The following is a 21679-nucleotide window of genomic DNA, read 5'->3' as shown; positions in this document are numbered from 1 at the left end:
CGTCAACGCGTCCAGATCAGCGAAGCGAACCGCCCGCTGACCGCGCCATCGCGCCGGTACGAATAAAGCCGCTCGTCCCGGTACGTATCGAAGCCGCCCCCGGAAACCCGTGTCACCCCGATCGCGGCCAGCCTCCGCCTCGCCAGCACGTACAAGTCGCATAGCCAGTGCCCCGGCCGTGTCGGCGAGAAGGCCTCCTCCGCGCCCGGGTCTCCCTCGACGAAGGCCGCGCGCACCTCCGCACCCACCTCGTAGGAGGGGCCGCCGATGGCCGGTCCCAGCCAGGCGAGGACGGAGCCGGCGGGTACGCCCATCCGTGCCACGGTGTTCTCCAGCACGCCGGCGGCAAGCCCCCGCCAGCCCGCATGCGCCGCGCCGATCGTGCCGCCGTCGGCGCTGGCGAACAGCACCGGCAGGCAATCCGCGGTGAGGATCGCCAGCACCTTGCCGGGTCCGTGGGCCACGGCGGCATCGGCCACCGGTTCGTCGTCACCCTCCACGCCGGCTTCGGCCACTTCGGTGCCGTGCACCTGGCGCAGCCACAACGGCGGCCCGGGCAGGTCCAGGGCCGCCGCCAGGGCTTCCCGGTTCGACACGACCGCGGCGGGATCGTCGCCCGAGCGCAGGCCGAGGTTCAGCCGGTCGTACGGCGGCTGGGAAATGCCCGGCCCCTGCCGCGTAGATACGGTGGCACGAACGTGCGCCGGGGGGTTCCAGTCCGGGACAATCCAGGCGCCGTCCATGCTCAGTCCTCGATGGGATGCAGCGCCGTATCGGCGCGAAGCGCCTCGATCAGCGCCTCCTGGTCGGCCGGGCGCGGCGAATCGAACTCGAGGTATTCCCCGGTCACGGGGTGCTCGAAGGCCAGCTTCTCGGCGTGCAGGGCCTGGCGGCGGAAGCCGCGCAGCGCGTCGATCAGCTCCTGGCTGGCGCCGCGCGGCAGGCGCAGCCCGTTGCCATAGAGCTGGTCGCCGACCAGCGGGTGGCCGAGGTGGGCCATATGCACGCGGATCTGATGGGTGCGGCCGGTTTCCAGGTTGCACTGGATCACGCTATGCGCGCGGAAACGCTCGCGCACGCGATAGTGGGTGATCGCTTCCTTGCCACCGTCCTCCACGTCACGCACGCCCTGCTTCAGGCGATCGTGCTGGTGCCTTCCGATGGGCTGGTCCACGGTGCCGCCGGCCACCATGGTGCCCAGCACCACCGCCTCGTACTGCCGGTGCACGTCATGCCGGGACAGCATCGCCACCAGCGCCGTATGCGCCGCGATGCTCTTGGCCACCACCATCAGGCCGGCGGTGTCCTTGTCCAGCCGATGGACGATACCGCCGCGCGGCAACTCGGCCTGGGCCGGATTGTGGTGCAGCAAGGCGTTGAGCATGGTCCCGGCGGCGTTGCCCGCCCCGGGATGGACGACCAGCCCCATGGGCTTGTCCACCACCATGAGGTCGCCGTCCTCGTAGCGGATATCCAGCGCGATGTCCTCGGGCTGGGCATCCACCTCGCTCTCCAGCTCGGCCTCGAGCTCTACCCGCTCGCCGCCCCGGAGCAGGTGGCGCGGGGCCACCCGGGCCCCGTCCAGCAGGACCTTGCCCTCCTTGATCCAGCCCGTGAGGCGGGATCGGGAATAATCGGGGAACATCTCGGCCAGGGACTGGTCGAAACGCCGACCCGCCGCCGCCACCGGCACGGTGGCCTCATGTCTGACCGTCGTCATACCGCCCCGCCCGGCCCACGGCCGGTTTCGGCTATCATGCCCTTTCGCTCAAGCATCCGAACTCTCTCAATGCGTGCAACCAAGATCACCATTCTGCTCGTCCTCGCCCTGTCGATGAGCGCCTGCTCGATGTTCCGCAGCAAGAAGGAGACGATCGACACGATGCCGGTCGACCGGCTCTATGCCACGGCCCACGACTCGCTGGAGCATTCCGACTATGCCGCGGCGGAAAAGGCGTATGAACGCCTCATCGCTCGGTTCCCGTCGGGCGACATCAACGAGCAGTCCCAGATCGAACTCGCGTACGCGCAGTACAAAGACAACAAGCCGGACGACGCTTACTCGACGATCAACCGCTTCATCAAGACGTTTCCGACCCATAAGCATGCTGATTATGCCTATTACCTGCGCGGTCTGATCAATTTCGACCGAACCGGCGGCCTGATCGAGCGTTACCTGCAGCGTGGCAACAGCGCTTCCACCCGCCGCGACCAGGGTTTCAACCTCACCGCCTTCGACGATTTCAGCCAGTTGACCCGGCGGTATCCGAACAGCGCGTATGCCACCGACGCCCGCCAGCGCATGATCTTCCTGCGCAACCAGCTGGCCCGGTTCGAGGTCAACGTGGCCGAGTACTACCTGCGCACGAAGGCGTACATCGCCTCGGCCGACCGCGCCCAGTACGTGATCGAGCACTACCAGCAGTCGCCGGAGACCGCCGACGCGCTGGCCATCCTCACGCGCAGCTATATCGCCCTGGACCGCAAGCCGCTGGCCGACCAGACCCGCCAGGTGCTGGCCCTGAACTACCCGGACCACCCGTACCTCACGGACCCGAACTGGCCGCACCACCCTTCGATCTGGCGCAAGGCGATCCCGTTCTCGGGTCACCACTGACCTTTCAGTGGTTCGACGAAGAAGCCGGCGCAAGCCGGCTTTTTCGTTTTCGCGAAAGGCACGGTCCCCTGGTGGGAGCCTACCTTCTGGTGATGCCAGCTGTTTGTGGGAGCCGACCCTCTAGTCAAGCCAGCTGTTTGTGGGAGCCGACCTTGTCGGCGATGGGTGCTTGCGATGAACTGGCCCGCTGCCGCGGGATCGCCGACAAGGTCGGCTCCCACAACAGCTCCCACAACAGCTGAGTCCACAACAGCGATCGAGATGGGGATCAGCGCCAGCCGGAGGTGATCGGGTAGCGGCGTTCGCGGCCGAAGGCTTTCGTGGTCACACGGGGCCCTGGCGCCGCCTGGCGGCGTTTGAACTCGTTGATGAAGACCATGCGGATCACCCGGCGTACCGTCGCGTCGTCGTGGCCGGCGGCGATGATGTCCTCGGCCGATGCCTCGCCCTCGATGAAGTGCTCGAGGATGGCATCGAGTTCGTCGTAAGGCGGAAGGGAATCCTGGTCGGTCTGCTCGTGGCGCAGTTCGGCGGACGGCGGGCGGTCGATGACCGCCATAGGGATCGCGCCATCGATGGCCGCGCGCCAGCGCGAGAGGCTGTAGACGGTGGTCTTGTAGACATCCTTGAGTGGCGCATAGGCGCCGCACATGTCGCCATAGAGGGTGGCGTAACCGACCGCCATCTCGCTCTTGTTACCCGTGGACAGCAACAGCTTGCCGGTCTTGTTCGACATCGCCATGAGCAGTACGCCGCGCGCACGCGATTGCAGGTTCTCCTCGGTGATGTCGGGCCCGCGCCCTTCGAACACCGGCGCCAACGTGCCGGTGAAGGCCTCGTAGATCCCCTCGATCGGCAACACGTGGTACTCGACGCCCAGGTGCTCCGCCTGCGCCTTCGCTTCGCGCAATGACAGGTCGGACGTGTACACCGTGGGCATCATCACGGCCGTGACCTTGTCCTTGCCGAGCGCATCGACGGCGATCGCCAACGTGAGTGCCGAATCGATGCCGCCGGAAAGTCCCAGCAGCACGCCGGAAAAGCCATTCTTGCCGATGTAGTCGCGCACGCCGCGCACGAGGCCCGCGTACATGATCGCTTCCGGCGAACGCGTGTCCTGAGCCGGCCAGTCGATCGCGGCGAGGCGCTTCGTCACGGTGTCGTATTCCACGGTGAGCAGCATTTCCTCGAACGACGGCGCGCGGGCGACCACTTCGCCGTCGGACTGCACGAGCACGGAATGGCCATCGAACAACAGGTCGTCCTGGCCACCGACCAGGTTCACGTAGGCGATGGGTACCCCGTTCTCCGTGGCCCTCTGGCGCAGCAATTCCTCGCGCGTGGCCGCCTGTCGGCGGTCGTAGGGCGAGGCATTGATCACCAGGATCAGTTCCGCCCCCGCCTGCGCGGCATGGGCGGCCGGTTCGGCCTCCCAGATGTCCTCGCAGATGAGCATGCCCACGCGCACGCCTTCGATCACGAAAACCCGCGTGGCCTGGCCGTGCTGGAAATAACGTTTTTCGTCGAAGACGGTGTAATTGGGCAGGGCCTGCTTCTGATAGGTCCACTCGACCTTGCCTTCGCGGATCAGCGAGGCGGCGTTGAAGACTTCACCGCGCGTTTCGGGATGGCCTACGATGGCCGAGATACCGCGGATCTCCGGTGCGAGCGCCGCGAGTTCGCGCCCACAGGCTTCGAGGAAGCTCGGACGCTGGAGCAGGTCTTCGGGCGGATAGCCCGAGAGGGTCAATTCGGGAAAGGCGACCAGCGAAGCGCCAAGGCGATCCCGCGCTTCATCGGCCAGTGCCTTCACGCGCCGGGCGTTCTGAGCGGTGGCGCCTACCGGGAAGTCGTACTGGGCCAGGGCGAAGCGGAACGTGGACATCGGGGATCCGTGCGGTCGCGGGGGGACTGCCTATGATAAGACATGGGGTGGGGGGTGACTGGCCCGCTGCCGCGGGATCGCCGACAAGGTCGGCTCCCACCAGACTCCCACCAGGTTCGTCCAGGCCGCTATCCAGGGTCGTCCCGGGCCGTTATCGGATCTGTGAGGCGACGCTACAGATAGAGGTTCGCGATGTGCACCGCTGTCTCGTAGGGCTCGGGATCGTTGCGGTTGGTCAGCAGGATCACGGTGAGGTGACGTCCCGGATATCGCACGATCACATTGCGGAAGCCGATGGTCTCGCCCGAATGCCACAGCGTCTCGCCGGTGATCCGCCAGCCGTAGCCGTACCGTACCGAGGGATCGTCGGTGGGCGTCCAGGGCGTGAAGGCGGCCTTGCGCGACGCGTCGCTCAAGAGCCGGTCGTCGTATAGAGCGGCATCCCAACGCGCCAGGTCGTCGATCGAGGAATAGATGCCGCCATCTCCCAACACCGAGCTTGTCATGCTCTGGTCCGTACGGACCCAGCGCCCGCCCTCGGCGCTGTATCCGAAGGCCCGGTGTGGCACGGGCGGCCCTTCCCGCACATAGGCCAGGGTGTTCGTCATGCCCAATGGCAGGAAGATGCGCTCGCGAAGGAAATCCTGGAACGGTTTGCCCGAGGCCTTCTCCACGATCAGCGCGAGCATCGCATAGCCCCCGTTGCTGTAGCGGTACGAGGTGCCTGGAACGAAATAGAGACGATCGGTCCTGGCGAGCAGGTCGAGCACGTCCCTGTCGCGCAGCGGCACCCGCGTATCGGCGGGCATGACGTCCTCGTAGTCGATCAGCCCACCCTGGTGGCTCAGCAACTGGCGGATGGTGATCGCGTCGGCCGCGGCGGGCAGCGCGGGCAACCAGCGGCGGGCGCGGTCGTCCAGCGACAGCTTGCCATCCTGGGCCAACAGGAGGATCGCCGTCGCGGTGAACTGCTTGCTCACCGAGGCAAGGCGATAGTTCGTTTGCGGCGAGGCCGGCACGCGTCGTTCAAGGTCGGCGAACCCGTAGCCTCGCCGGACAACGGGCACGCCGTCGCGTATCACCAACAACGAGGCACCCGGGCCGTCGCCGTCGTAACGCTTCATCAATACGTCCAACGCCACGTCACGCGATGGCGACGCGACGCAGCCGGCGAGGAAGGCACAAAGGGCCAGCGATACGACCAGGCGCATGCTCACTCCACGGGAACGTCGTAGATCGTGTCGGTGGCCGCGGAAGGCAGCGAGTAATGCCACCATTCCTGCGGGTAGTTGACGAAACCTTCCGCCGCCATCGCGCGGGACAGGCGCTGGCGGTTCGCACGCTGCGCGGCGGTGATGCCCGGATAGTCGGTATGCGCACGCGGATCGAAAAAGTCGAAGTCCGTGCCCATGTCCAGTGGCGCACAACGATTCCCTGCACAGCGCATCAGCGTGAGGTCGATGGTGGCGCCGCGGCTATGTCCGGAAACAGGTGCGATATATTCGCCCAGCAGCTTGTCCTTGCCGAGGTTCGGGTAATGCGCGGGTTGGGTCCGTGTATCGCCGGTATCGCCCGCCCAACGCACGAAGGCCGCGACGGCACGTGCCGGCCGGTAGCAGTCCCATATGCGCAGGCGCAGCCCGTCCTCACGCAGATGCATCTCCACGCGCGCCAGTGCCTCGGCGGCAGCCGTGCGCAGGAGGCACCTGGCCGAGCGATAGCCATCCACCGGCGCACCGGTGAAGTTGTCGCTTCCCGCGTAGCGGATGTCCTCGGCGATATCGGGCACCAGCGAACGCATATCGGTGAGTCCCGCTTCGTGCGGCGTGCGTGCCGGTGACACCCGTGGCGGGGCATCGGCAGCGTGCGCGCTAAGGACAAGCCCGCACGCGAGTGAAAGCCAGGTCTTCATAGTCGTTGCTGAAATCGGCATCGGGATCGACCTTGGTCAGGCGCAGCTGGTCCGGTGTTGAAAGGTCCAACCACGGCTCGGCGTCCATGCGCGGGCTGTTCCACTGCACGAGATAACGCGTGCCCACGCGTTCGAGCATACCGGTCATGACCGGGGAGCGGACCGCGGCGAAGCGCACGCCTTGCTTGCCGGGGCAGATGCTGACCTCGCCGAACCAGGGGTCGCGCCAGATGCCGAGCAAACCGTTCGCTTCGCTGGCGGAAGCGGCCACGCGCGACGAGGTGTCCGGCGCACGCGAGGCACCCGGGGCCGACGACTCGGCGGCGATGCGGTCGGCGTATTCGTCCACGGTATGTGCTTCGTCCGGTGCCGTGAACCGCTTGAGCAAGACCGCGGCCAGGGCATCGCGGGCGTCCTCGCTCCCTCCGTTCATCAGGATCACGAATCCGCCGCGCCGCTCCGGCAGCAAGCTCACCGTCGAATACATGCCGGACAGCGTGCCCGTGTGCGAGACGCTCCACTGCCCGTCCACGTCGGCCAGCCGCCAGCCATAGCCGTAACCGTAGAGATGCGTGTCGTTCCAGGCTTTCCGGCGCTTGCCCACGGGCATTGGATTCTGGATCGACCACAAGGGTTCGCGCTGCGCGGCGCCCAGCCATGCCAGTTGCGCCGCATCGGGAGCCAGCCAATTGCCGGCCCAGCGGAGCATGTCGTCGAGGTCGCAGCGCACGCCGCCCGCGGCGGCGGAGGTGATCGCGGGAACCGTCGCCGGATCGCCGTTCACCACTTCGTTGCCGTGCTCCCCCTGTCGATGGGGTTGGGCGACATTCCCCACGCCGTCGCGCGACCAGCGGCCGACCTGGCATCGGGAGAGTCCCAACGGCTCGAATACCTCGCGGCGCAATAGCGTTTCGTAGGAGGCACCGCCAGCCGCCGCGGCTACCTCGCCCGCCACGACGTAAAGGAGGTTGTCGTAGGCGTAACGCGAACGGAAGCTGTGTTCCGGCTTGAGGTAAGCGAGGCCGGCGAGGATGTCCTTGCGCGCGAAGTCGTTCGGTTCCGGCCAGAGCATCAGGTCACCCGCGCCTTCGCGCAGGCCGCTGTTGTGGATAACCAGGTCGCGTACCTGGATTTCGCGGGTCACCCATGGATCGTTCATGCGGAAGTCCGGCAGGTACTTCGTCACCGGATCGCTCCAATCCAGCTTGCCTGCCGCGACCAGCCGCGCCAGCAGCGCCGTGGTCATGGCCTTGCTGTTCGAAGCGATCTTGAACAGGGTCCGCCCGTCCACCTTGCGGCCTGAACCGGCGACGAGTTCGCCCGCCGTGCGCGTATAGGCCACCTTGCCATCCTGGATCACCCCGACCGCGATGCCGGGAATGCGATAGCGCGACACCGCCTCGTCGACGAGGGCGTCGAGCGACGCGGCGGAAGCGGCTTCATCGGCCGCCCATACACGCAGCAGGTTGCCACTCCAGAGCTTCGCGATGTCCTGGTCGGAGAAGCCGCGCCGCTTCAGCGCGGCGGTCACGTTGCGCGTCTCCGAGGCGTCCATCCACCCGGTGATCTCGCCACCCCCGTCGAAGTCCGAGGCGATGCCCACATGGTCGATACCCGCCACCTTCACCATGTGCTGGATGTGGTCGAGGAAATCGTCCAGGGTGGCGAGAGGATGCTCGCGCTGGATGGCCTTCATGCCCTCGACATACGACGGCAGGTAATCGTGCTTTTCGCTGTCGTATTCCTTGTCGCCCGCCTCGCGTGCCACCCGCGTCTGCAAGGCCTTCTCGGCGGCCGCCCGCTCCGGATCCTTCTTCAGGAATTCCTTGAACGCCACGGCCTGGACGACGCCACCCTTCGCGGCGATGGCTGCCAGCAGGTCGTCGGGCAGGTTGCGTGGATGATCGGTGACGGCCCGGGACGACGAATGCGACGCGATGATCGGCGCCTTCGACAACGCGAGGACATCGCGGACGCAGGCGTCCGACGCATGCGACACGTCCACCATCATCCCCAGCGCATTGGCCCGCGTCACCACCTGCCGGCCGAAATCGGTCAGGCCGAGGTTGCTGTCCACCTTGTCGCCCAGCTCCTTGCGGGGCAACGAACTGCCACAGAGATCGTTGTTGCCGACGTGCGCCAGCCCGATGTAACGCGCACCCCGCGCATAGGCCGCGTCCAGGCGCTTCAGGTCGTGCCCGAGCGAATAGCCGTTCTCGATGCCTATCATGGCCGACAACCGCCCGGCCGCCTTGTTCGCACGGACATCCGCCGGCGTGCGTGCCGCCCGGATCCACTCGGGATACCGCTTCAGCATCCGGTCGATGGCATCGTACTTGCGCGCCGCCTGTGCCACCGCCTTCGCGTACCCCGCCGGGGTCGACGGTCCCTGCTCCACATAGATCACGAAGAACGCCGCGTCGAGACCGCCGCGGCGCATCTTCGGCAGGTCCACCTTGAGCGGACCGTCCTTGCCGGCGTCGAACTTCGGGTCGTGCATGTACGACAGGGGAATGTCGACGTGCGTGTCCAGCGTGAGCGGATGGTCCTGCGCCTGCGCGGCCGCGCAGAACAACAAGGCCAGGCCAAGGGTTCGCTTCATTCGTGCCTCCCGTAGTTACACCACTCCACCGACATTCCACCTCCTGAATTCCCCCCCGATTTCCTGGCCTTGGCTTAGAAGTCGATCGAGACGGTCAGCTGGCCGAAGCGGGGCGACTGGAAGCGCTGGGGTTGCAGGTACGTGGGATTCAGCCCGCCGACCGAGGTTTGCAAGTCCTGGTCGACGCCGAGCGTGCGTTGCTGGTTGAGCAGGTTATACACCGCGAACTTCACGCGAAGGTTGTTCTTCTCATCCAATGGCAACAGGTAGGTGATGCTGGCGTTGAGGTTGAATGTCCAGGGCGTACGGTCCTCGCCTCGCGGCGACCGCTGGTAGACGCGGTTCTGGGACACGGGATCGGCGCAGTTCTCCACGCAGATGAAGTAGCTGTGGTACACGGTGGCGTCGTACGGATTGCCTACGCCATAGCCGGTGATCGGGCTGCCGGAAAGGGCCGTCAGGTCGGCGCCCACTTGCCACTGCTTGCTGATCGCATAGGTTCCGCGAACCTTGAACTGGTGGCGGTGATCGTTCGGAAGGTAGCCTCCGGACAGGTTGACCCAAGGATCGTCGAAGTTCTCCGTACGGCCGGTGTCGTCGAAATTGGTATCGGAATTCACCGGCCCCTCGGCATTGCCACGGCTCCACGACAGCACGTACGACGCGTTCAACATCCACTTCTCGTCCCACGCGCGGTCGACCTGGAACTCCAGCGAGCCGAACGAGCGCCGGGGCTTCTTCCAGCCACGCTGGCCGAGGTAATTGCCGTCGGCGTCGTACATCGCCCACCCCTGCTTCGAGGTATCGATATTGATGTAGCCGTCGGGCGTGCCGTCGCAATTGGTGTCGCCATACACGGTGAGCTTGCGGCCCGGATTGCCCATCACGTAGCCGATGTAACCATCGCCGCCGCACTGTGGCGTGGCACTGATCTCCATGTCGTCGATGGCATTGTGCAGTTTCCGGTATGTTCCGCTCACGCCCCACGACCACTTGTCCGTGATGGCTTGCTGGAAGCCGAGGATGGCCTCGTCCTGATAGACCGAATCCATGTTCTTGTCGACTTCGGCACGCAGGTCGCCTACGCGGCCATTGCCCTGTGAATCGTCCACCGGGCCGATCTGCGGCCCGAGAATCGGCAGGGCGTAAGGCGAACCGTTGCGATCGAGTACCTGGTACCCGTCGAAGGCGTAGTAGGTGCGCTGGTCGAGCAGGCCACCGGCCTGCTTGATGTTGATCACGTTGGCCACCGGCAGGTAGTACCGGCCGAGGTTGCCGAAGATCTTGGTCGTGCCGTCGCCCTTGAGGTCCCAGGAGAAGCCCAGGCGCGGCGCGATCATGTTGTCCATCTTGATGTAGCTGGACCCCTCGCCCGTCTTGTTGTCGAAGGCATCCCGGCGCAGGCCCGCGTTCAACAGGAAGTCCGGCGTGATGTTCCAGTTGTCCTCGAGGTAGAACGCGTTGTTGGTCGTCTCGAACGTACCCGCGATCTCGTAGCGGCGCGCACGCACATAGGCGTTGTACCCTGCCGGCACCACGCCGCCGTTTTCGATGGTGGCGCCCGGTGTCGTGGCGTAGATGTTGTAGTAATACGCGCCCGGGCCGGGGTAGTGGCGTGAATAGTCGGACGTGTCCACCTCATGGTCGTAACCGAAACGGACCAGGTGGTCGCCCAGCGTCCATTCGAAGTCGGCGCGGCCTTGCTTGCGCGTGTCGTTACGCTTGATCACCGCGGTGCTGGTGCTACAGCCCAGCGGGACACCTGGCCCCGGCACCGCCGATACCTTCGCCACCGGATTGCAGTCGATATCGGACTGGGCCCGGGTGAAGTCCTCGCGTTCGTTACGGCCGTACATCAGCTTCATCGACAGGTTGTCGACGAGGTAGCTGGTGAAGGTACCGTTCCAGTTGCGGCCGCCGGTATCGCTGTAGATCTCGTCGTTCTTGTCGCTCTTGGTGTGCGTGGCGTAATCGTAGTTGTAGACCGAGCCGACGTTCTTGTCCTTATCGGAGAACGCCATGAACTCGAACAGGTTCTTGTCGTTGATGTGCCAGTCGATCTTGGCGCCCCAGAAACCGGAGTCGGTGTCGTTCTGGGTGAGCACGGTGCCCTGGTTATCGGTGTTCTGCGGCGTGTATCCACGGGCTTCGTACATCGCGAAGAAGAACAGCTTGTCCTTCACGATCGGGCCGGACGCATACACGTTCATCTTGGTACGCGAGTAGTGGTCTTCGGACGAGGTAATGTAGCGCTCGCCGTCCCAATAGCGGTTTTTCGTCGTGGCCTGCCAGGAACTGGGCTCGAAGGTCATCTCCGCGCCGGCCTTGAACTCGTTCGTTCCCGAGCGGGTCACGGCATTGACGACACCGCCGGTGGTGCGGCCGAACTCGACGGAATAGCCCCCGGTCTTGACCTGGAATTCCTGGTAGAACGCGAAGGGCGCCTCGGAGAAACCGTTGCGGTTGTAGAAGTCGGTGACATTGAGACCGTTCACGTAGAACGAATTCTCGGCCACGGACGAACCGCCGAACGAGATGCCGCCGAAGCCGGCGTTGCCCTTGTTCACGCCGGGCGCCAGCAAGGCCACCGACTGCACGTTCTGGTCCACGGGCAGGCGGCGGATTTCCTCGCGGCTGATGTTCGTCGCGGTTTCGGTGGAGCTGACATCCACCGCGGAGATGACGACCGGCGCGCTCACCTGCACGCCTTCGAGCTCGGTGGTGCCGGTCGCGCCGCGCTCGACGAGGTTCACCGTGGTGGCGTTGCCGAGGCTCACCGTCACCTCCGCGGTGGTCGCCACCGGCTTGCCGTCCTTGCTGCTGTCCACCTGGTAACGGCCGACCGGCAGGTACGGCAGGCGAAAGTTGCCCGCGTCGTCGGCGGTTACCGTACGTGTCAACCCGGTGGCCGGATCGCGCGCGGTAACGGTCGCGCCCGCCTTGGTGCGACCGACGATCGTGCCGTCGGTATTCGCGGCGGAGGCGCTGCCGGACAGGGCGAGGCCCAGGCCGATCGCCATGCACAGGGCGCCGTGACGCAACATGCGCCGGTTCGTCTTCATGTCCCCCATCTCCCCACTCCCATAAGATGATGTTTCGGGTTGTCGTGCGTTACCCGGTCAGGGCGCCGTGCCACCGCCCCCGCGCGGTGTATCGACACGGTGCCACCGGAAGTCGTAATCCCACTGGTCGAAATACAGGTTGCCGCCCTTCCACTCGACCTCACCGCGCTGCGAGTCGACCGTCTCCGAGCGGAAGAAGGTCTTCGGCGGCGTGAACGGCTGCGAGTAGTCGTCGTTGAAGGCGATGCGATAGGCATCCAGGCCGCCGAGGTAGAACCACTCGAGGGCGTCGTCGCCCGGCTTCGCGTCCGCTCCGGCCAGCAGGCGGCCGAAGGTCACGTCCATCGGTACCCACCCATACGGGGCCAGGTACACCTGCCCCCAGTCGTGGATGTTGTTGTACTTGCCATCGGAGAAGATCCAGCCCGACTGCCAGCGCGCCGGAATGCCGTTGAGGCGCAGCAAGGTCATCAGCAGCAGGGTCTGCTCGCCGCAATCGCCGTGCCCGGCATGCAGGGTGTAATCGCCGATATTCGAGATCGTGGAGTATTCGCGCGCGCCCGCCCAGGGAATCGTGTCCACGGCGGCGAACAGCTTCTGCGCGATGCGGTAGGGGTTCGTCTCGTTGCCGACCACGCGCTTCGAATACGCGCGCATGGCCTCGGTGAAGACGATGTGCGGCGCGCGCTCGGCGACATAGGGCGCCAGCGCCGGCGTGATCGGAGTGCGCGTCACCTTCGCCGGATCGATGTCGACATAGCGCGCGTAGAGCGTCACCTCGTAGGTGATCGAGAATTCGGTGGGTTTGCCCGCTTCGGCCTTCTTTTCGAGGTAGGCCGTGCGCTGCAGGCTCGACTCGGGAGCGATATCGACCCGGGCCGGTTCGCTACCGGTGAGGCGGATGCCTCCCTGCTGGCCCGCGATGGCGCGTGGATAGGGAATCCAGGCGCGAATCGTTTCACCCGCGGGTACCGCGTCGGCCTTCACCGTGAGCACCTGGGTGACGCTCTCGCGGCGCGGCAGCACGCTGCTGGTACGACTTGCCAAGGCGGCGGCGCGCACGGCGCGGTGGTGGTCGTTGAGGACTTCGTTCGGGCCGTCGTCGAAGGGCGTCTGTTCCTTGCGTCGCTCACGCGCCTCCGCGCTGATCCGGAACAGGTTCCCCGGAGAACGCTTGAAGTACAGCGTGCGGCCGTCGATCACCTGCTTTTCGAGCAGGCCGGCGGCGTCCCACTTCGCGAACTCCGCGTCGGTGAGGTCGGGGATCTGTTTGCGCAGGCGGGTCTTGACCGCATCGGCGTCGAGGGTGAAGTCGAGCAGGATGCGTCGCATGCGTTCGCGCTGGAACAGCAGAGTGTCGCGTTGCGCGGGGGTGAGGTCGGGTTGGGTGAGTGCCTTGGCGATGAGGGCTTCGGCGGTCTTGAAGTGGCCGGCATCTATCTGCTTCGAGGGGGCATCGCCGACGGAGTCGGCTCCCACAGGGCTTGGAGGAGCATCGCCGCCAGGGTCGGCTCCCACCGGGGTCGAGGCGACAGGGTGGGCTGGCACCGAGGTGACGGCTAGCGAGGCGAGCAGGCACGCCGCCAGCACCGGGCGAATCGTCGCGTTTCGTAAGGCCGCTTTCACCGTTCGGTATCCCCGATGCAACCGTGGTGGATGGACGTGCGTCAGGGCTGTGTAACATGCTTGCAAAGCGCGGTCAATAATTTATGCTTCAAGCTACTTCGTTAGGAATAGATATTCCTGACGACCGTCGCGACACCACCCGGGGAGGGGACGCGTGATCCAGTCGGTTTGGCCTTACCTGGCCGTGATGCTGCTCGCCGCCGGCTTCTGGCCCGCGATCGAACGGCGTTTCGGCTGGAAGGTATTCGAGATCCTTCCGCCCATCGTCCTCACCTACCTCACCGTGACGGCCTTGTCCGTCGCCGGCTTCTGGACCGCCTCACCCGAAATCCATGCGGCGCAGAACATGCTCGTCGCCCGGCTGGTGCCGGCCCTGCTCTTCCTGCTGATGATCAACTGCGACCTTCGCGCGATCCTCGCGCTGGGGCCGCGAGTGCTCGGTGTCTTCGTCTGCACCTCGATCAGCCTGTTCATCGCCTTCGTGCTCACCTTCCTGATCTACCGTCACTGGATGCCCGGCACGGGATGGATGCCGCTCGCCTCGTTGTCGGGCAGCTGGATGGGTGGCACGGCGAACATGATCGCGGTGAAGCAGGCCATCGGCATGTCGGATACGTCACTGGCGACCACCCTGCTCACCGACGCCTTGTGCTATTCGATGTGGGTGGTGGTGCTGTTCGCGGTGGCTCGCCTCGCGCCGGCCTTCAATCGCTGGACGCGGGCCACGTCGAGCGCGAGCCTGAGCGTAGCGGAGACGGCGGTGCGTGCGCCCGCCACGTCCGATAGCGTACTGCTCTGGCTGGGCCTCGCCCTGCTCGTCGCCGCCGTGTCCGCGGTGCTCGGCGTGAGGCTGCCGACAGGCAGCATGGTATCGCCGACGACATGGACGATCCTGATCGCGACCGTGGCCGGCCTGGTCGCCGCGCATACGCCACTGGCTCGCCTGCCCGGTGCACAGGCGGTTTCGAGCGCGATGCTGATCTCGGTGGTGGCCGTGCTCGCCTCGCAAAGCAGCTTCGCCGGCATCGCCGCGGCACCGCTCTACCTGCTCGCGGGCGTCACGGTGATCGCCGTGCACGCGGTCCTTCTCGGCCTCGCGGCGCGCGTCTTCCACTTCGACCTGTATCTCTGCGGCATTTCCTCGCTGGCCCATATCGGCGGCGTGGCCGCCACCCCGGTGCTCGCGGCCACGTATTCGCGTTCGCTGGTGCCGGTGGGCGTCCTGCTCGCCCTGCTCGGTTATATCCTCGGCACTGGCTTCGGTCTCGTCGTCGCCGCGGTGCTCTCGGCGCTGGCCTCCTGACCAAGGATCTCGCTATGAACCTGTTTCGCCCCACCTTGCTCGCCACCCTGCTCGCGCTCACGGCGGGCGGCGCCTGTGCGGCCCCGCGCGACATGCCGGTCCCCCCATCGGGCATCCTCGGCGTCGCCGATGCGCAGCTGTCGCCGGAGTACTGGGTCGCGCGGCTTCCGGACGCGGACAAGCCCGTGCTCGACGCCGCCGCCATCGCCGCGATCAACGAGCGCGTGGCGCGGCTGGACCCGTCGATGCACGACATCCGCCACCTTCCGGCCTCGTTGCCACGGGAACAGGTGCAAGGCTGGATCGAGAAGCTGACGTCACGGCCGAGCAAGCCCTTGTTCGATGTGGAGGGCAAGCCCGTGACCGCCGCGGCGATCGACGCCGTGATGGACAACGCCGCGATCGACGGCATTCCCGCGCAGGTGACGCCGCGCTATGGCATGGCCGTGCGTCGAGGCGCCCTGCGCGGCTATCCGACCGACCTGCGCGTGTTCAGCCACGCCGACGATACCGACATCGACCGCTTCCAGGAAAGCACGCTGTTCCCCGGCGACCCTCTCGTGGCGGTACATGCGAGCAAGGATGGCAAGTGGCTGTTCGTCGTCAGCCCGCGCTATGCGGCATGGATGCACGCGGAAGACGTGGCCTACGGTGATGCCGCGGCCGTCTTCGCCCACGCCGATGCCACGCCGTACCGGATCGTCACCGGCGCGAAGCCGCTCACCGTGTATACGCCGGAAGCGCCCGCCCTCTCGGAATTCCAGCTGGACATGGGCACGCGCGTGCCGCTCGACACCTCCTTGCCGCCGGACCAGCCGGTGAACGGGCAGAGCCCGTACACCTCGTGGGTACTGAGCCTGCCGGTGCGAGGCACCGACGGAGCGCTCTCGTTCCACCCGGCCCTGCTCCAGCGAAACCAGGATTCCGCGGCCGACTACCTGCCATTGACCCGGGCGAACATCATCCGCCAGGCCTTCAAGTTCCTCGGCGAACGCTATGGCTGGGGCCACGCCTATAACGGCCGCGACTGCAGCGGCTTCGTCTCGGACGTGTACCGCAGCATGGGCGTGCAGATGCCACGCAACACGCGCGACCAGAGCATCAGTCCTGGCCTGGCCCACACCGTCTATACCGACAAGGACAACCACGAGGCACGGGTGAAGGCCGCGAAAGCGCTCGAGGTGGGCGACCTGGTCTACATCCCCGGCCACGTCATGATGGTGATCGGCAAGATCGACGGCGAACCCTATGTCATCCACGACGTCGGCGGCATGAGCTACAAGCAGGCCGACGGCACGTTGCGGCACATCAAGCTCAACGAGGTCTCGGTGACACCTCTCCTGCCCATGATGGCCAGCGGCGACAAGACCTTCGTCGACCGCATGACCAGCATCGTCCGCATCCGTTAATCTGCCCAGCGAGATTCCATGAAGATCACCGACATCCGCTTCGGCATGCTGCGCGTGCCACTGAAGACCCCCTTCAAGACGGCACTGCGTACGGTCGACAAGGTCGAAGACATCGTCGTGATGGTGCATACCGACGACGGCCGGGTGGGTTATGGCGAAGCCCCGGCCACGGCGGTCATCACCGGCGACACGCACGGCTCCATCGTCGATGCCATCCGCCACTATATCGCACCCCGCCTCATCGGCCAGGAGATCGCCGACCTCAACCGGATCACGAAACTGATCCAGGGCACGATGGAGAAGAACACCAGCGCCAAGGCCGCCGTGGAGATCGCCGTCTACGACCTATGGGGCCAGCTCTATGGCGCGCCACTTTACAAGCTGCTCGGCGGCGGCGATCCGGTCATCACCACCGACATCACCATCAGCGTCGACTATATCGACAAGATGGTGGCCGACTCCATCGCCGCGGTGGACCGTGGCTTCGAGTCGTTGAAGATCAAGGTGGGCAAGGATATCGGCGTGGACATCGAGCGTGTCCGCGCGATCTACGCCGCCGTGGAAGGCCGTGCCCTGCTCCGCCTCGACGCGAACCAGGGCTGGACCGCCAAGGAAGCGGTCTACGCGCTGCATACGCTGGAAGACGCCGGCGTTCGGCTGGAACTGGTCGAGCAGCCGGTGAAGGCGCGTGACCTGGAGGGCATGCGCTATGTCACCGAGCGCGTGCACACGCCGATCATGGCCGACGAAAGCGTGTTCGGTCCCGCCGAGGTGATGGAGCTGATCCGCATGCGCGCCGCCGACATCATCAACATCAAGCTGATGAAGACCGGCGGCATCTCCAACGCCATCCGCATCGCGGACATCGCCGGCCTCTACGGCATCGAGTGCATGATCGGCTGCATGCTGGAGACCAGCATCAGCGTGGCCGCCGCCGTGCACGTCGCGGTCGCCAAGTCCGACGTGATCACCAAGGTGGACCTGGACGGCCCCTCGCTATGCGCATACGACCCCGTGGATGGCGGCGTGAACTTCAACGAGTCGGAGATCTCCATCAGCGATGCGCCGGGCCTGGGCATCCGGGAGATCCGCGGCCTCGAACCGCTCTGAGGACCGCCGCCATGTCGCCGCTGGTGAAGATCCGTTCCGAACGCGACCGCATGTCGGCGGTGGAGCGGCGCATCGCCGACTTCATCCTCGAGAACGCCCAGCTGCTGCGCGACTATTCTTCCCAGCAACTGGCCAACGCGCTCGGCATCAGCCAGTCCAGCGTGGTGAAGTTCACCCAGAAGCTCGGCTTTCGCGGCTACCCGGACCTGAAGTACTCCGTCGGCGAGGCCATCGCGCGTACCGACGACGGCGACGGCGAGGCCGCTCCACTCGCTGAACGCCCGGGTGGCGATCCACTGGGTGCGGCACTCTGGCAACGCAAGGCGCGCGCCGAGGAAGCGACGCGGCACATCAACAGTCCCGAGACCTTGCATGCGGTGGTCAACGCGATCGATTCGGCGGGCAAGGTCTTCCTCATCGGCCTGGGCGAAGACGACCTGCACGCGCGCGGCTTCGCCGTGCGCCTGTCGCTGCTGGGCATCGTGGCCATCCGCCATTTCGACGTGAGCCGCATGGCCGCGCAAGTGGCGATGTCGTCACCGGGCGACGTCCTCATCGTGTTCTCCGAACAGGGCAAGCATCCCGCGCTGGCCAAGATCGCCCGCTATTTCCGCGAGCGGCGCGGACGCGTGGTGACGGTCACGCGGCATACCTCCAATCCCGTACGCGCGCTCGCCGATATCGCGCTGGCCGTGGCGGCGCATGACGATGCGTCCTACGTGCAGTCGCTGATCTATCAGTCCACCGTGCAACAGTTGCTCGACACCGTGTTCGTGCACCTGTGCGAGGGGGACGAGGCCCGCCATGCGCGCCTCGTGCAGAACCTCGATCGCATCCAGCAGATGCTCGAACCCTGACCGGACCGCCACCATGCCCTTCTCCCGAACGTTTCCACGCCTGCTCGGCCTCGCCGCCCTCGTCCTCGCCGCATCCAGCACGGCGTTCGAGACACCGGCCGCCTGGTCGGTATCCCGGCAGATGATCGTGGTGACCACCGACGGATGGGACGTCGACCACGGGACGCTCCGCGCGTACGTCCGCGAAGGTACGCGCTGGAAACAGGAAGGACCGGCCGCCGAGGTGACCATCGGCAAGCACGGCAGTGCGTGGGGCGTCGGGCTCAATCCGCCAGAAAGGGACGGACCGGTGAAGAAGGAAGGCGATGGTCGCAGCCCCGCCGGCGTGTTCCGTATCGGACAGGCCTTCGGCTATGCGGAGACGAATCCCACCGCCCTTCCCTATCGCGGACTGGGCGTATCCGACTACTGCGTCGATGTGGACAGCTCGCCGTACTACAACCAGGTGGTGGATGCACGGAAGGTCGGCGAGAAGGCGGTGGCCGGCGCGACCGAGCCGATGCGCCGCGACCTGCACTTCAACGGCGACCACGCCTATCGCATCGGCTTCGTCATCGAGCACAACCCCGACGGGCGCAAGGGCGCGGGCAGCTGCATCTTCGCCCACTTGTGGAAGTCGCCCACATCGCCGACCGCCGGCTGCACCGCGATGACCGACGAGACGATGGAGCGCCTGCTCGGCTGGCTCGATCCGGCGAAGAAGCCGGTCTTCGTGCTGCTGCCGAAGAACGAATACGCCCGACTGCGCGAAGCCTGGAACCTGCCGGCCTTATGACCGCCACCCAACGCATCCTTCTCGGCCTCGCACTCGGTGCGGCGGCCGGCATCGCCCTCGCGACGTGGGCTCCGGATTCCGCGCTGGGCGTTGCCGATGCCGTGCAACCGATCGGCAAACTCTGGCTGAGCGCGCTACAGATGACCGTGGTGCCGCTCGTGCTCTCGCTGGTCGTCGTCGGTGCGAATACCGCGACCGACGCGGCCGCCTCGGGCCGCATCGCGAGGCGCGCGATCGTCGTGATCCTGTTGCTGCTATCGCTTGGCGCCGCGGTGGCGGCGATCGCCGCGCCCGCCTTGTTCGCACTGTTTCCACGCAGCGGATCGCTCACCAGCGCCCTCGGTGCCGCCGGCGGCCACCTTCCCGTCAGCGCGCCCGTCGGCTGGTCCGACTGGCTCGCCGGCATCGTACCCACCAACGCGATCATGGCAGCCGCACAGAGTGCCATGCTGCCGTTGGTGGTGTTCGCCATGTTCCTGGGTTTCGCGCTGACTCGTATCGCGCCGGAGCGGCGCGCGCTCGCGGTGGAGTTTTTCCGTGCGATCGCGGATGCCATGATCGTGGTCGTACGCTGGGTGTTGCTCGTGGCGCCGCTGGGTGTCTTCGCGCTGATCCTCTCCGTATGCGCGCGGGCTGGCCTGCACATGCTCGGCGCGCTGGGCGTCTATGTGCTGGTCGAATGCATCGTATATCTCATCGTCACCGCCTTGATGCTGGTGGTCGCACGGGTTTGGGGCGGTGAACCGTTCGCACGCTTCGCTTCGGCGATCGCCCCGGCACAGGTCGTGGCCGCCAGCACGCAATCGTCGCTCGCGTCGCTGCCGGCGATGATCGAAAGCGCCGACCGGCGGCTGGGCTATCCCACCGCGGTGACGTCGCTGGTCCTGCCCATGGCGGTGTCGCTGTTCCGGCTCACCAGCCCGGTGCAATACGTGGTCTCGGCGAGTTTCATCGCGTGGGCCTTCGGCATCGAGCTGGGCGTCGCACAGTTGGCCGCGGGCGCCGCGCTCGCCGTGGTCATCAGCCTGGGTTCGGTCGGATTGCCGGGCCAGGTCACCTTCATCGCGACCAATGTTCCCGTCGCGCAGGCCATGGGTCTTCCCATCGGTCCGCTCGGCATCATGCTGGCGGTGGACACGTTGCCGGATACGCTGGCCACCCTCGGCAACGTCACCGCCGACCTCGCGGCGACCAGCGTCGTCGCCGCACAATCGTCGAAGGACAAGGCATGAACGAATCACCCGTCGACGTCATCGTGATCGGTGCCGGCATCGCCGGCGCCTCGGTGGCGTGGTTTCTCTCGCCACATGCGCGCATGGTGATGCTCGAACGCGAGTCCTTCGCCGGGTTCCACACCACGGGGCGTTCGGCGGCGCATTTCAGCGAAAGCTATGGATCGCCGCAGGTACGCGCATTGAGTCGCGCGACGCGCCCCTTCCTCGAATCGCCGCCCGCCGGGTTCGCTGTCCATCCGATCCTGCAACGTCGTGGCGCGCTGGTGGTGGGCAATGCGGCGCAAGCGGAGCGTGTGCGCGAGGAGTACGAAGCCGTGCGTCGTCACACGCCGTCGCTGGTACTACTCGATCGCGAAGCCATCGCCACCCTCGTACCCGTTCTTCGTCCCGAAGCGGCCGAGATCGCATTCTTCGAACCCGATTCCGCCGACATCGACGTCAATGAATTGCATCAGGGTTTCTTGCGCGGAGCGAAGGCACGCGGCGTCGCACTGCACCTCGACACCCGTGTCCACGCCTTGCGCCACGACGGTGCCTCATGGGTGGTCAACGAACGTTGGCGCGCTCCCGTGATCGTGAATGCGGCAGGCGCCTGGGCCGACGCCGTGGCCGAACTCGCCGGTGTGCGTGGCATCGGCCTCGAACCCCGCCGCCGATCGGCCTTCACGTTCGCGGCACCGGAGGGTGTCGAGACATCGGCGTGGCCTTTCGTCGTCGACATCGACGAAACCTTCTACTTCAAGCCCGATGCGGGCCTGTTGCTGGGCTCGGCGGCGAACGCCGATCCGACCCATCCGCACGACGTGCAACCCGAGGAATACGACATCGCCCTGGGCATCCACCGGATCGAGGAAGCCACCACGATGACGATCCGGCGGCCCGCCCGCACCTGGGCCGGCCTGCGCAGCTTCGTCGCCGACGGCGACCTCGTCGGCGGCTTCGCACCGGATGCGCCCGGGTTCTTCTGGCTCGCCGCGCAAGGCGGCTACGGCATCCAGACCAGCGCGGCCATGGCCGAAGCCTGCGCATCGATCATCCTCGGCAAACCGATGCCAGATCACCTCACCGAGGCGGGCATCACCACCGACATGCTCAGCCCCGGAAGGCTCCGCCGATAACCTGGAGAAAGCCCCGGTGGGAGCCGACCCTGTCGGCGATCCCGCGGCAGCGGGCCGGGTTGCGGCAAGCACCCATCGCCGCTGAAGCGGCTCCCACAGAGAAGCGGCTCCCACAGAACTACTGGAGAACGTGGTGGGAAAAGCTGGTGGGAGACTTGTGGGAGCCGA

At 66.2% G+C, this 21679-nt stretch carries 16 protein-coding genes; 8 read left to right on the top strand and 8 right to left on the bottom strand.

All coding sequences use genetic code 11. From position 1 onward, the window contains the following. Nucleotides 1–2 precede the first annotated feature (2 nt). Together pgeF and rluD are read right to left on the bottom strand one after the other, a co-directional pair. A complete protein-coding gene (gene pgeF, locus ACR9Y6_RS18585; RefSeq protein WP_481282623.1) occupies nt 3–743 on the bottom strand; it encodes a peptidoglycan editing factor PgeF in 741 nt (246 codons plus the stop codon). A gap of 2 nt (nt 744–745) precedes the next feature. Further along, complete coding sequence (gene rluD, locus ACR9Y6_RS18580) at nt 746–1720, bottom strand: 23S rRNA pseudouridine(1911/1915/1917) synthase RluD (protein ID WP_481282622.1); 975 nt, start codon at nt 1718–1720, stop codon at nt 746–748. A gap of 69 nt (nt 1721–1789) precedes the next feature. Between rluD and ACR9Y6_RS18575 the strand changes: the two genes are divergently transcribed. Continuing rightward, complete coding sequence (locus ACR9Y6_RS18575) at nt 1790–2617, top strand: outer membrane protein assembly factor BamD (protein ID WP_481282621.1); 828 nt, start codon at nt 1790–1792, stop codon at nt 2615–2617. 268 nt (nt 2618–2885) lie between these two features. Here the strand turns inward: ACR9Y6_RS18575 and ACR9Y6_RS18570 are convergent, their stop codons facing one another. The 6 genes from ACR9Y6_RS18570 to ACR9Y6_RS18545 form a co-directional block, all read right to left on the bottom strand. Further along, nucleotides 2886–4502: an NAD+ synthase gene (locus tag ACR9Y6_RS18570; protein WP_481282620.1), complete on the bottom strand. Its 1617-nt coding sequence runs from the start codon at nt 4500–4502 to the stop codon at nt 2886–2888. Nucleotides 4503–4675: 173 nt separating this feature from the next. Next, nucleotides 4676–5713 (bottom strand): serine hydrolase domain-containing protein, encoded by a 1038-nt coding sequence (locus ACR9Y6_RS18565; RefSeq protein WP_481282619.1) that lies wholly within the window; start codon nt 5711–5713, stop codon nt 4676–4678. Nucleotides 5714–5715: 2 nt separating this feature from the next. Continuing rightward, nucleotides 5716–6303, bottom strand: a complete 588-nt coding sequence (locus ACR9Y6_RS18560) for a M15 family metallopeptidase (RefSeq protein WP_481282618.1) — start codon at nt 6301–6303, stop codon at nt 5716–5718. Nucleotides 6304–6373: 70 nt separating this feature from the next. Beyond that, nucleotides 6374–9016 carry a membrane dipeptidase gene (locus ACR9Y6_RS18555; protein WP_481282617.1) on the bottom strand — a complete coding sequence of 881 codons (2643 nt, stop codon included), beginning with the start codon at nt 9014–9016 and terminating at the stop codon, nt 6374–6376. Between the two features lie 74 nt (nt 9017–9090). Further along, nucleotides 9091–12078 (bottom strand): TonB-dependent receptor, encoded by a 2988-nt coding sequence (locus ACR9Y6_RS18550; protein ID WP_481282616.1) that lies wholly within the window; start codon nt 12076–12078, stop codon nt 9091–9093. Nucleotides 12079–12135: 57 nt separating this feature from the next. Then, a complete protein-coding gene (locus ACR9Y6_RS18545) occupies nt 12136–13704 on the bottom strand; it encodes a transglutaminase-like domain-containing protein (protein ID WP_481282615.1) in 1569 nt (522 codons plus the stop codon). A gap of 154 nt (nt 13705–13858) precedes the next feature. On the opposite strand from ACR9Y6_RS18545, the gene ACR9Y6_RS18540 reads away from it, so the two are divergent. From ACR9Y6_RS18540 to ACR9Y6_RS18510, 7 genes are read left to right on the top strand one after another with little or no spacing between them, the layout of a single operon-like run. Next, a complete protein-coding gene (locus ACR9Y6_RS18540; RefSeq protein ID WP_481282614.1) occupies nt 13859–15007 on the top strand; it encodes a DUF819 family protein in 1149 nt (382 codons plus the stop codon). A gap of 14 nt (nt 15008–15021) precedes the next feature. Continuing rightward, nucleotides 15022–16416 (top strand): SH3 domain-containing protein, encoded by a 1395-nt coding sequence (locus ACR9Y6_RS18535; protein ID WP_481282613.1) that lies wholly within the window; start codon nt 15022–15024, stop codon nt 16414–16416. 18 nt (nt 16417–16434) lie between these two features. Beyond that, nucleotides 16435–17526 carry a dipeptide epimerase gene (locus ACR9Y6_RS18530; protein ID WP_481282612.1) on the top strand — a complete coding sequence of 364 codons (1092 nt, stop codon included), beginning with the start codon at nt 16435–16437 and terminating at the stop codon, nt 17524–17526. Nucleotides 17527–17537: 11 nt separating this feature from the next. Next, the gene (locus ACR9Y6_RS18525) at nt 17538–18383 is read left to right on the top strand and encodes a MurR/RpiR family transcriptional regulator (RefSeq protein WP_481282611.1); all 846 of its coding nucleotides are present in this window, start codon (nt 17538–17540) and stop codon (nt 18381–18383) included. Nucleotides 18384–18396: 13 nt separating this feature from the next. Next, nucleotides 18397–19158, top strand: a complete 762-nt coding sequence (locus ACR9Y6_RS18520) for a L,D-transpeptidase family protein (RefSeq protein WP_481282610.1) — start codon at nt 18397–18399, stop codon at nt 19156–19158. Continuing rightward, the gene (locus ACR9Y6_RS18515; protein ID WP_481282609.1) at nt 19155–20390 is read left to right on the top strand and encodes a dicarboxylate/amino acid:cation symporter; all 1236 of its coding nucleotides are present in this window, start codon (nt 19155–19157) and stop codon (nt 20388–20390) included. Before ACR9Y6_RS18520 ends, ACR9Y6_RS18515 begins: the two co-directional genes overlap by 4 nt. Next, complete coding sequence (locus tag ACR9Y6_RS18510; protein WP_481282608.1) at nt 20387–21511, top strand: NAD(P)/FAD-dependent oxidoreductase; 1125 nt, start codon at nt 20387–20389, stop codon at nt 21509–21511. Before ACR9Y6_RS18515 ends, ACR9Y6_RS18510 begins: the two co-directional genes overlap by 4 nt. Nucleotides 21512–21679: the final 168 nt, after the last annotated feature.

It is taken from the genome of Luteibacter sp. TLI7-4A (genome assembly GCF_056754745.1).
The sequence above is the reverse complement of the archived record's forward strand: the minus strand, read 5'-3'. Positions and strand labels throughout refer to the sequence as shown.

Coding starts and splice junctions, on each gene's coding strand:
- ACR9Y6_RS18565 (WP_481282619.1), bottom strand. CDS start 5,713: ATGCGCCTGGTCGTATCGCTGGCCCTTTGTGCCTTCCTCGCCGGCTGC.
- ACR9Y6_RS18530 (WP_481282612.1), top strand. CDS start 16,435: ATGAAGATCACCGACATCCGCTTCGGCATGCTGCGCGTGCCACTGAAG.
- rluD (WP_481282622.1), bottom strand. CDS start 1,720: ATGACGACGGTCAGACATGAGGCCACCGTGCCGGTGGCGGCGGCGGGT.
- ACR9Y6_RS18570 (WP_481282620.1), bottom strand. CDS start 4,502: ATGTCCACGTTCCGCTTCGCCCTGGCCCAGTACGACTTCCCGGTAGGC.
- ACR9Y6_RS18560 (WP_481282618.1), bottom strand. CDS start 6,303: ATGCGTTCGCTGGTGCCCGATATCGCCGAGGACATCCGCTACGCGGGA.
- pgeF (WP_481282623.1), bottom strand. CDS start 743: ATGGACGGCGCCTGGATTGTCCCGGACTGGAACCCCCCGGCGCACGTT.
- ACR9Y6_RS18575 (WP_481282621.1), top strand. CDS start 1,790: ATGCGTGCAACCAAGATCACCATTCTGCTCGTCCTCGCCCTGTCGATG.
- ACR9Y6_RS18510 (WP_481282608.1), top strand. CDS start 20,387: ATGAACGAATCACCCGTCGACGTCATCGTGATCGGTGCCGGCATCGCC.
- ACR9Y6_RS18520 (WP_481282610.1), top strand. CDS start 18,397: ATGCCCTTCTCCCGAACGTTTCCACGCCTGCTCGGCCTCGCCGCCCTC.
- ACR9Y6_RS18515 (WP_481282609.1), top strand. CDS start 19,155: ATGACCGCCACCCAACGCATCCTTCTCGGCCTCGCACTCGGTGCGGCG.
- ACR9Y6_RS18555 (WP_481282617.1), bottom strand. CDS start 9,016: ATGAAGCGAACCCTTGGCCTGGCCTTGTTGTTCTGCGCGGCCGCGCAG.
- ACR9Y6_RS18535 (WP_481282613.1), top strand. CDS start 15,022: ATGAACCTGTTTCGCCCCACCTTGCTCGCCACCCTGCTCGCGCTCACG.
- ACR9Y6_RS18525 (WP_481282611.1), top strand. CDS start 17,538: ATGTCGCCGCTGGTGAAGATCCGTTCCGAACGCGACCGCATGTCGGCG.
- ACR9Y6_RS18550 (WP_481282616.1), bottom strand. CDS start 12,078: ATGAAGACGAACCGGCGCATGTTGCGTCACGGCGCCCTGTGCATGGCG.